This window comes from Streptomyces sp. NPDC057638 (genome assembly GCF_042800315.1).
Taxonomy (GTDB): Bacteria; Actinomycetota; Actinomycetes; order Streptomycetales; family Streptomycetaceae; genus Streptomyces.
Genome location: NZ_JBHVHF010000306.1, coordinates 1 through 9,162 on the forward strand (window position 1 = coordinate 1; position 9,162 = coordinate 9,162).

Genomic DNA, 9,162 nt, shown 5'->3' on the forward strand with positions numbered 1-9,162 from the left:
GTGCGCGCCGGGGCCCGCGCCCCCTGGTGTGCGTCTGTCCTTCCCGCGTGCTCCCGCTACGCGCCCCAGCTCGGCTCGGGGTGCGGAGCGGCGCCCCAGCTGGGCTCGGGGAGCGTGGCGTGGCTCGGTCCGTGGTGGGTGTGGTTCATGGTGCTCTCTCTGGTCTCGCTGGTCGTGCGGGGGTCGGGGTGGGTGAGGGTGGGGTGCCGGGGCCCTGTGCGCGCCGGCGGACCGGGGTGCCGGGTGCCGCGTGCGCGGGGTGGGGTCCTGGGGTCGGCTCCGCGGGGACGCGGGGGACCGGCGCCGGGTACGGAGGCCGGGAGCCCGGTTCCGTACGGGAGGGGACGGGGGCGGTGGGGGCGCGGGGGCGTCGGTGGGCTCAGAGTTCCGCGTGCGCCCACAGGTGCCAGGGGAGCTGGGCCACCCACTCGGCGACGGGGGCCGGTTTCACCGAGAGCGAGGCGGCGGTGGAGCCGTCGTCGCCGCCGAGCAGTCCGGGCTCGGCCCCGCTCGCCATGTAGTGGTAGATGCCCGTGACCCCCGAGGCGCTCTCCCCGCCCAGGATGGGGGAGAGACCCTGCTCGAAGAGGCCGGGTTCCAGCGCCGTGTACCGCACCGGGCGGCCGAGGCCCCGGGCCACCTCCTCGGCCAGCTCCGGGCCGGTCAGCGAGGACGCGCCGCCGATGTCGAAGATGCGGCCCGCGATCCCGTCCACGGTCAGCGCGGCGTAGACCGCCTCCGCCAGGTCCCGGTGGGAGAGCCAGGCCGCCGGGGTGTCGGCGGGCAGGGGGTAGGCGAGGACGCCCTCGTTCACCAGCGCCGGGCCGTTCCACGGGCTGAACAGGTTGTCGAGATAGACCGGTGGCCGCACCACCACCAGCTCCACCCCGCTGCCCGTCAGTCCCTCCCGCAGCACGGTCTCGGCCAGCCGCCGGGTCTCGAAGGCCGCGATGGTGGTCGTCCGGTCCGGCACCCGGGTGTTGGTGTTGTAGACCAGCCGCCGGACCCCGGCCTCCCGGGCCGCCTTCGCGAGGTGCTGGGCGTACCGCATGACCTTCTCCGCCTGGTACACCAGCGGCATCACCACGGCGGCGTGGGTGGCGCCCTCGAAGAGCTGCCGTACGTCCTCGTACCGGCCCAGGTCGCCGCTGCCGAAGGAGACACCGGGCAGATCCGGCCGGTCGGCCTCCGGGCGGCGGCTGAGGGTGTGGACCGGGTGCCCCCGCTCCACCAGCAGCCGAGCGGTGGCGCCCCCCTGGTAACCCGTCGCGCCCACGACCGCTACACGCATCGGTATGTGATCGGACATAAGTATGAAGAGCCCTTCGATAGGGTGTGGACGCCACCGCATACGGCTCTTCCAGGCTCGGGGTGGCGGCTTCGGCCGATCAATTAACAAACCGGGTCGGAGGTTGAAGGATCGTCCAATGGACTCCGTGGAGATGGACCCCGCTGAGACGGGCGCACCCGGCGTGACCGGACAGTCCCCTGAGACGGCTGAGAAGGCTGGGAGGGCTCAGAGCGCTGAGACGGCTCAGGTCGTTGAGGCCGCTGGGATCGCTGAGGCCGTGCAGGCCGTTCAGGCCCCTCAGGCCGCAGGGATGGGCGGAGGTGCCGTGGCGCCGGTCGCCACGGTCGCGGCTGTTGTTTCCGCTGCCTCTGTCGCTCCCGTCGCCGCTGTGGGCGCTGTGGGCGCTGTCGCCGCTGTCGCCGCTGTCGCCGCTGTGGGCGGCGTGGGCGGTGCGGGCGGTGCGACGGCGGTGGTGCCTGCGGGCGTGGAGACGGGCGGGGCCGGTGGCGCCGTCGCCGTGGAGACGGTCGGGGCGGTCGGCGCGGTCGGCGCCGCCGAGACGGTCGGCACCGTCGGTGTCGCCGTCGGCCCGGACTCAGCGGTCGGTGCGGACTCCGTCGTCGGTGCGGTCGGTGCGGTCGGTGCGGTCGGTGGGGTCGCTGTGGGTGGTGCGGTCGGTGCTGGCCGGGCCGGTGGGGTCACCGTGCCGGACGCGGCCACGGGCTCCTCCCCCCAGGCCGTCGCCGCGAGCGAGGTACCCGTCTGCCCGCCGCCCGGTTCCGGCGCGGGGCCCGGCTCCGGCAAGGACGACCTGCTGAGCGAGTTGCTCAAGCCGCTGCGGCTCACCGGCGTCTTCGACAGCCGCTGGCATGTCCGCGAGCCCTGGGCGATCGAGGGCGACGCGGAGGAGAGCTGCGCCATCCTCCACTACATCACCCAGGGGCACTGCTGGGTCACGGCCGAGGGCCGTCCCCCGATCCTGCTCCAGACCGGAGACCTGGCCGTCTTCCCGATGGGGACCGCCCACCGCCTCTCCGACCACCCCGACCGCCGGGGCGGGGTGGCCCTCGGCTCCGTACTGCCGGAGCGCGAGCCCGGCACCTCGGGACAGATCAGGATCGAGGGCAGCGGGCCCGAGAGCCGGCTGCTGTGCGCCGGACTCCACTACGACGCCTCCGCCGCGACCGGGCTCTACCAGGCGCTGCCCTGGGCGCTGGTGCTCGACCGCTCCCAGGTCGACCGGGAGCCGCTGTTGCGCGACACCCTGCGGCTGCTGGCCGCCGTCGACCGGCCGGTGGGCCCCGGGGACCAGCTGGTGACGCTGCGCGCCTTCGAGATGGCCTTCGTGCTCGCGATGCGCCCGCTGCTGCGGGAGCTGGCGGACAACCCGTCCTCGCTGCCCGTGCTGCGCCACCCCGGCGTCAGCAAGGCCATGGTCATCATCTCCACCCGGTTCGCCGAGCCCTGGACCATCGAGTCCCTCGCCCGTCAGGTGGGCATGTCCCGCTCCGCCTTCACCGCCACCTTCCGGGAGCTGGTGGGCGAGGCGCCCGCCCGCCATCTGGCGGGGCGCCGGATGCAGGAGGCGGCCCGGCTGCTCACGGAGACCTCACTGCCCCAGTCGGCCGTCCCGGAGCGGGTCGGCTACCAGAGCGCCGTCGGCTTCCATCTCGCTTTCCGCAAGTGGTTCGGCATGACCCCCGGTGAATACCGTACGAAGGGCCTCTCATCTGCATGACTGGCCGGTTCTTAATCACCGCTGGACGGTCGTTCATTGCCCAGTGTCCTCGGCTGGGGTCAGGCTCAGCTCAGTCGGGGCATGTCCGTTTGAGGAGAGACGTTGACAAGGTCTGGCCGGAAATACCTCGAATCGCTTCGCGACGGGCGTGAGGTGTGGCTCGACGGAGAGCGCGTCAAGGATGTGACGAGCCACCCCGCCTTCCGTAACACCGCGGCGTCCATCGCGCGCCTGTACGACCTGGCGTACGACTCCGCACACCGCGCCACCCTCACCACCCCCGACGGGATCCACCGCGCCTACGCCGTTCCCCGCAGCGCCGGGGACCTGGTGGCGCGGCGCGCCGCGTACAAGACGTGGGCCGAGGCCAGCTTCGGGTTCCTCGGCCGCACCCCCGACTACATGGCGGGCGGGGCAGCCGGGTTCGCCGCCATGCCCCAGGTCTTCACCGGGGAGGGCTTCGACGGCGCCGCGAACGCCACCGCGCTCCACCGCAGGCTCGCCGGGTCCGACCTCTACTGCTCCTTCACCATCACCAACCCGCGTTCCGCGCCCGACGACGACCTCAGGGTGCGGGCCGTCGCCGAACGCGACGGCGGGATCGTGGTGCGCGGCGCCAAGCTGATCGGCACCGGAGCCGTCTTCTCCGACGAGGTCGTCATCGGCACCATCGAACCGCTGGCGCCCGGCGACACCGAGTACGCCCTCTGCTTCTCCCTGCCCGTGGACTCCCCCGGGCTCTCCCTGGTCTCGCGCACCTCCTACGAGGGCCAGGCCCGCTCCCTCGTCGACAACCCGCTCTCCTCCCGCTTCGACGAGAACGACGCGCTGCTGGTCTGCGAGGACGTCTTCGTGCCCTGGGAGCGCGTCCTGACCTACCGGGACGTCACCACCACCGCCGCCATGTGGTGGCGGACCCCGGCCTATCTCAACTTCGTGCACCAGGCCGCCACCCGCTTCTGGACCAAACTGGAGTTCCTCACCGGCGTCGCCATCCTGCTCACCCGCGCCAACGGCGTGGACCAGGTGCCGCAGGTCACCCAGTCCGTCGGACGGCTGCTGGGGATGGTCGCGCAGGCCAAGGCGTTCGTCCTGGCCGCCGAGGCGTCCTGCGAGGAGGTGGACGGCGGGCGCGGCGGCGTGATGCCCGGGACCGAGATCTCCTACGCCCAGCGCATCATGGCGGGCGAGCTGTACCCGCGCGCCCTCCAGGAGATCAAGCAGCTCGCGGGCGGCTCCCTGATCCAGCTGCCCGCCTCCGCGCGGGACCTGCTCCACCCCGAACTCGGCCCGGTCCTCCAGCGCTATCTGCGCGCCCCCGGCGCCGGGGCCGAGGAGCGGGTACGGCTGCTGAAGCTGGCGTGGGACGCGCTGGGGTCCGAGTTCGCCTCCCGGCACGAGCAGTACGAGCGCTTCTACCACGGCGCGCCGCATGTGGCCCTGACGATGCAGACCTGGGCGGGCGGGGCCGAGAACTGCGAACGGCTGGCCCAGACCTGTCTCGACGGCTATGACCTCGGGGGAACACCGTGAGCAGGGGGCCGTCCGGTCCCGGCGCGCCCGCCTCCGTACCGGAGCCTGCCCACGGCGCGCCGGGCGGGTCGCCCGTGCCCGCGCCCCGGGGCGGCGCCGGGGAAGCACCGCCGGGAGGGCGCCCGCGGACCCGGGCCGCACTGGCGCTGCTCGCCTGCACCCAGCTCCTGCTGATCATGGACACGGCGATCGTCAATGTGGCGCTGCCGTCCATCGGCGCCGACCTCGGCGCCGGGTCCGCCGCCCTGTCCTGGGTCGCCAACGCGTTCCTGATCGCCTTCGGCGGGCTGCTGCTGCTCGCGGGGCGCGCCGGAGACCTGCTCGGGCACCGGCGGCTCTACCTCGGCGGGCTCGTGCTGCTCGCCGCCGCCTCCGCCGTGGGCGCCCTCGCCCAGGGCACCGGGGTCCTGATCGGGGCGCGCGCCCTCCAGGGCGTCGGTGCCGCGTTCGCCGCCGCCGCCGCGTTCGCGCTGCTGCTCGGCCTCTTCCCGCCCGGCCCCGCCCGGCACTCCGCGCTCGGCGCGTTCGCCGCGATGGGCGGACTCGGCGGAGTGCTTGGCACCGCGCTCGGCGGGGTGCTCACCGACATCCTCGGCTGGCGTTCCACGCTCTGGCTCAACGTCGTGGTGGCGCTGGCGCTCGCCGCCCTCGCGCCCCGGCTGCTCCACGGCGGCGCCCGTACCCGTGGCGGTGGCTTCGACCCCGGGGGCGCGCTCACCGCCACCGCCGGACTCGGGCTCCTCGCCTACGCCCTGGTCGGCGCGGGTGCCGACGGCTGGACCAGCGCGCGGACCCTGACCGCCGCTGCCGCCGGGGTGGTCCTGCTCGGTCTCTTCGCGCTGCTGGAGTCCCGGCTGGCCCGGCCGCTGGTGCCCCCGGCGGTGCTACGGCGGCCCGCGCTGCGGCGCGCCAACCTCCTCAGCGCCCTGGGACAGATGGCGCTCTTCCCGATGTTCTTCCTGGTCAGCCTCTACCTCCAGCGGGTGCTCGGCCAGTCGCCGCTGGTCGGCGGGCTCGGGTTGCTGCCGCTGTCGCTGGTGGTCGTCGCCGTCGCGCCCCAGTCCGGGCGGCTGATCGCCCGGATCGGGCTGCGCGCCACCATGGCGGCCGGGTTCACGGCGCTCACTCTCGGACTGGTCTGGCTGGCGCTGGCGCTGACGCCCGACGGCACCTTCTTCACCACCGTCTTCGCGCCCAGCCTCCTCATCGGCGCCGCCCTGCCGCTGGTGATGGTCACCACCCATGTGGCCGCCACCGCCGAGGCCGGCCCCGAGGAGACCGGGCTCGCCTCCGGTCTGGTCAACACCAGCCAGCAGTTCGGCTCGGTGCTCGGGCTCGCGGTCCTGGTGGCCGTCGCCACGGCGGGCGCCGGGACCGGCGCCGATGTCACCCCCTCTGTCTCCGGTTACACCGCCGCCCTGCTGACGGGCGCGGGCTTCGCGGCGCTGGCCGCGCTCCTCTCCGTACGACTGCGGCCGCCGGCGCTCTTATCCGGTCACGGTCCCGCGCCCTCCCTCGGCCCGTACCACCACCCCGGTCCGACGACCGGTCACGGGCCCACGGCGCGTCAGGACCGTGTCGGTGGCGCCGTGGAGTGAGCACGGTGCCCCGCGAGCGTGCGATGCCGCGCGCGGGCGCCAGGACGGTGGGGCCGGGCGCGCACCACGCAATCCCGTCCGAGTCACCGTTGTTCGATCTTGTCCAGGGGAGCCTCCCTTGAGTCTGCATGACCTTCTCGCCGCGCCGGGCCTCGAACGGCGCGGCGATCCGCGCTACCGGATAGCCGCGATACGGGCCGCCGATCCGCTCGCCGCCGACGCGCTGCTGGCGGCCGTGCCCGCCATGAACGCCCGCGCGGATGTGCGCGCCCTGACCACCGCCCTGCGCGTCCTCGTCCCCGACCCCGAGGCCACCGCCGCCTACGGTGTCACCGACGCCCTGGCCGCCATGCGCGACCTCGGTCTTCTGCTCGGCTCCCTCAAACGCCATGGCGTCGAGCCGCTGACCGCCGTCCCCGAGGCGCTGCCCGTCCTGCGGGAGCTGGGCCGGCGCACCGACATGGTCCCCCGCGACACCGTGCACCACTACACCACCTGGAACCCCCTGGGCCACCGCCAGCGCACCTACACCGGTGACCCCATGGAGGCCACCCTCCAGGACGCGGTACGGATGGTCTTCCCCGGCCTCGTCGCCTCGCTCGACTCGTGCGCGGAGCTGGCCCGGCTCGAACCGTACGATCCCGCCTTCGCCGACGCGCTCGACCGCACCGCCGGACACGTCCAGTCCATGGTGGCCGCCATCGACCTCACCGTCGCCGGGGTCGACCCGGTCTTCTTCGCCCGCGAGATGCGCTGCTACTTCGAGGACATCGACGTCGGCGGCACCGCCTACCTCGGTCCCGCCGCCGCCCAGGTGCCCCTGTGGCTGGTCGATCTGACGCTGTGGCAGTGCGACCGCGACCACTCCCGCTACGACGCCTTCCTCGCCGAGTCGATCACCTACAGCCTGCCGTCGTGGCGCGCCCACTACCACGCGCACAAGGGCGTCACCTCCGCTGTCTCCAAGCTCTCCGCCGCGCTGAGCTGGGAGGGGGCCGACGACCTCCCGCCCGCGCTGGCGCACTCGGCCCGCGCGCTCGCGCGGGTGCTGCGGATCCTGAAGACCTTCCGCGCCCGGCACATCACCATCGCCCGCAAGGCGTACAGCGAGGAGGTACGGCGGTACGACCAGGGCAGCGGGGGCGCGCCGGTCGCGCTGCTGCGCGAGGTGCTGGATCTGACGCGGGACAACGAGACGCTGGTACGCAGGACGCCCCGGTCACCGGCGCCCGCGCCGTCCTCCGGGCCGGGTACGCCGACGGCCGGCGCGGCGGGCGGCGGCGCGGCGGGCGGACCGGGCGCCGCCCGGACGGGCGCCGAGCGCTCCCCGGCCGCCGCCGACCGTGCGGGCACCCCCGACCGTATGGCCGTCGCCGACCGTGCGGCCGCCGCGCATCCGGTTGTCCCGCCGCCCCGCTCCGGGTCGTCCGCGCCGTCTGGACCGTCCGTGCCGTCCGTGCCGTCCGGATCGCCCGTGCCGCCGGTGCCGCCCGTGCCGCACCCCCGTCCCGCGCCCACGCGCTCCCCCCGTACGCCCCGGACCCCCCGTACCACTCCCGAACCGGCAGGAGACCAGAGCCGATGACCCATGTCCTGATCGCCGGAGGCGGCATCGCCGGGCTGACCACCGCGCTCGCGCTGCACGCCGCCGGGTACGAACGGATCACCGTCGTCGAGGCCGCCCGGGAGTTCCAGCCCATCGGCGCCGGGCTCAACGTGATGCCCAACGCGGTGCGCGAGCTGGCCGCCCTCGGTCTGCTCGACCGGCTCCTGGAGCGGTCCTTCGCCACCCGTGAGCTGCGGTACTACCATCGCGGCGGGTCCCTGATCTCCCAGGAGCCCCGGGGTGTGCGCGCGGGCTACCGCTGGCCCCAGCTCTCCATCGCCCGGGGCGAACTCCAGCTCGCCCTCGCCGACGCCGTCCGGGAACGGCTCGGCCCGGCCGCCCTCCTCCCCGGCGTACGCGTCACCGAGGTCACCGGCATCAGCGATGTCACCGAGGGCGCGGGCGGACGGCCCCGGGTCCATCTCGACCACCGCGACAGCACCCACCACGGCAGCGCCTCCCTCGCCCCCGACGTCCTCATCGGCGCCGACGGGATCCGCTCGGCCGTCCGCGCCGCCCTGAACCCCGGCGAGGGGCCGCCGCCCTGGAACGGCGTGCTCGTCTGGCGGGGTGTCTCCACCCTCCCCGCCGACCGGATCGGCGACTTCATGGTCATCGCGGGCGACGACCGGCACCGGGCCGTCGTCTACCCGATGACCCGGCCGAGCGCCGAGGGAACGGTCCAGGTCAACTGGGCACTGGCCGCCCCCGCCGCCCCCGCCGCCCCCGCCGAGAGCGCCGGGAGCGCCGGGAGCGACGCGACCGGGTGGGCCCCCGGCACCGACAACACCGCCTACCGGGGTGACTGGAACCGGCCCGTCCCCGTCTCCCGCTTTCTGCGCCACTACCAGGGGTGGGAGTTCGGCGGCGTCAGCCTGGAGGAGGTACTCCTCGCCGCCGACGGCGCGTACGAGTACCCCATGGTCGACCGGGAGCCGCTGGCGCGCTGGTCCCACGGCCGCACCACCCTCATCGGCGACGCCGCGCACGCGATGTACCCGATCGGCTCCAACGGCGCCACCCAGTCCATCGTCGACGGCCGCGCCCTCGCCCACGCCCTGGCCCGCCACACCGACCCCGTCCCGGCGCTCGCCGCCTACGAGGCCGAACGCCGCCCCGCCATGACCCGCCTCCAGCACGCCAACCGCCGCCTCGGCCCCGAAGTGGTGATCAACCTCGCCCATGAACGCGCCCCCGGCGGGTTCTCCGACATCGACGCCGTCATCCCGCCCGCCGAGCGCGCCGAGATCGCCGCCCGGTACGCCGCCACCGGCGCCTTCGACACCGCCAGCGTCAACCAGGGGTCGCCCTATGACCTCCCCGGAGCCCTCGCGTACCCCACCCCGGTGCGTCCGACAAGGTGAAAGCGGGCGGCGGCGGGCGCACACGCCCGGCC

General features: G+C 74.6%; 6 protein-coding genes. 5 read left to right on the forward strand and 1 reads right to left on the reverse strand.

What is annotated here, in order from left to right; translation table 11 throughout:
* Nucleotides 1-379: 379 nt before the first annotated feature.
* On the reverse strand, nt 380-1,291 hold the full coding sequence (locus ACFVIM_RS29055) for an SDR family oxidoreductase (protein WP_384307401.1): 912 nt from the start codon (nt 1,289-1,291) through the stop codon (nt 380-382).
* Between the two features lie 811 nt (nt 1,292-2,102).
* Here ACFVIM_RS29055 and ACFVIM_RS29060 point away from each other — a divergent pair.
* The 5 genes from ACFVIM_RS29060 (at nt 2,103) to ACFVIM_RS29080 (ending at nt 9,130) form a co-directional block, all read left to right on the forward strand.
* The gene (locus tag ACFVIM_RS29060) at nt 2,103-3,029 is read left to right on the forward strand and encodes an AraC family transcriptional regulator (RefSeq protein ID WP_384307413.1); all 927 of its coding nucleotides are present in this window, start codon (nt 2,103-2,105) and stop codon (nt 3,027-3,029) included.
* Between the two features lie 102 nt (nt 3,030-3,131).
* The gene (locus tag ACFVIM_RS29065; RefSeq protein ID WP_384307404.1) at nt 3,132-4,562 is read left to right on the forward strand and encodes a 4-hydroxyphenylacetate 3-hydroxylase family protein; all 1,431 of its coding nucleotides are present in this window, start codon (nt 3,132-3,134) and stop codon (nt 4,560-4,562) included.
* Complete coding sequence (locus ACFVIM_RS29070; RefSeq protein ID WP_384307406.1) at nt 4,559-6,160, forward strand: MFS transporter; 1,602 nt, start codon at nt 4,559-4,561, stop codon at nt 6,158-6,160. Before ACFVIM_RS29065 ends, ACFVIM_RS29070 begins: the two co-directional genes overlap by 4 nt.
* Before the next feature lie 118 nt (nt 6,161-6,278).
* Nucleotides 6,279-7,745, forward strand: coding sequence for a monodechloroaminopyrrolnitrin synthase PrnB family protein (locus ACFVIM_RS29075; RefSeq protein WP_384307409.1), 1,467 nt, complete (start codon nt 6,279-6,281; stop codon nt 7,743-7,745).
* On the forward strand, nt 7,742-9,130 hold the full coding sequence (locus ACFVIM_RS29080) for an FAD-dependent monooxygenase (RefSeq protein ID WP_384307411.1): 1,389 nt from the start codon (nt 7,742-7,744) through the stop codon (nt 9,128-9,130). Before ACFVIM_RS29075 ends, ACFVIM_RS29080 begins: the two co-directional genes overlap by 4 nt.
* Nucleotides 9,131-9,162: the final 32 nt, after the last annotated feature.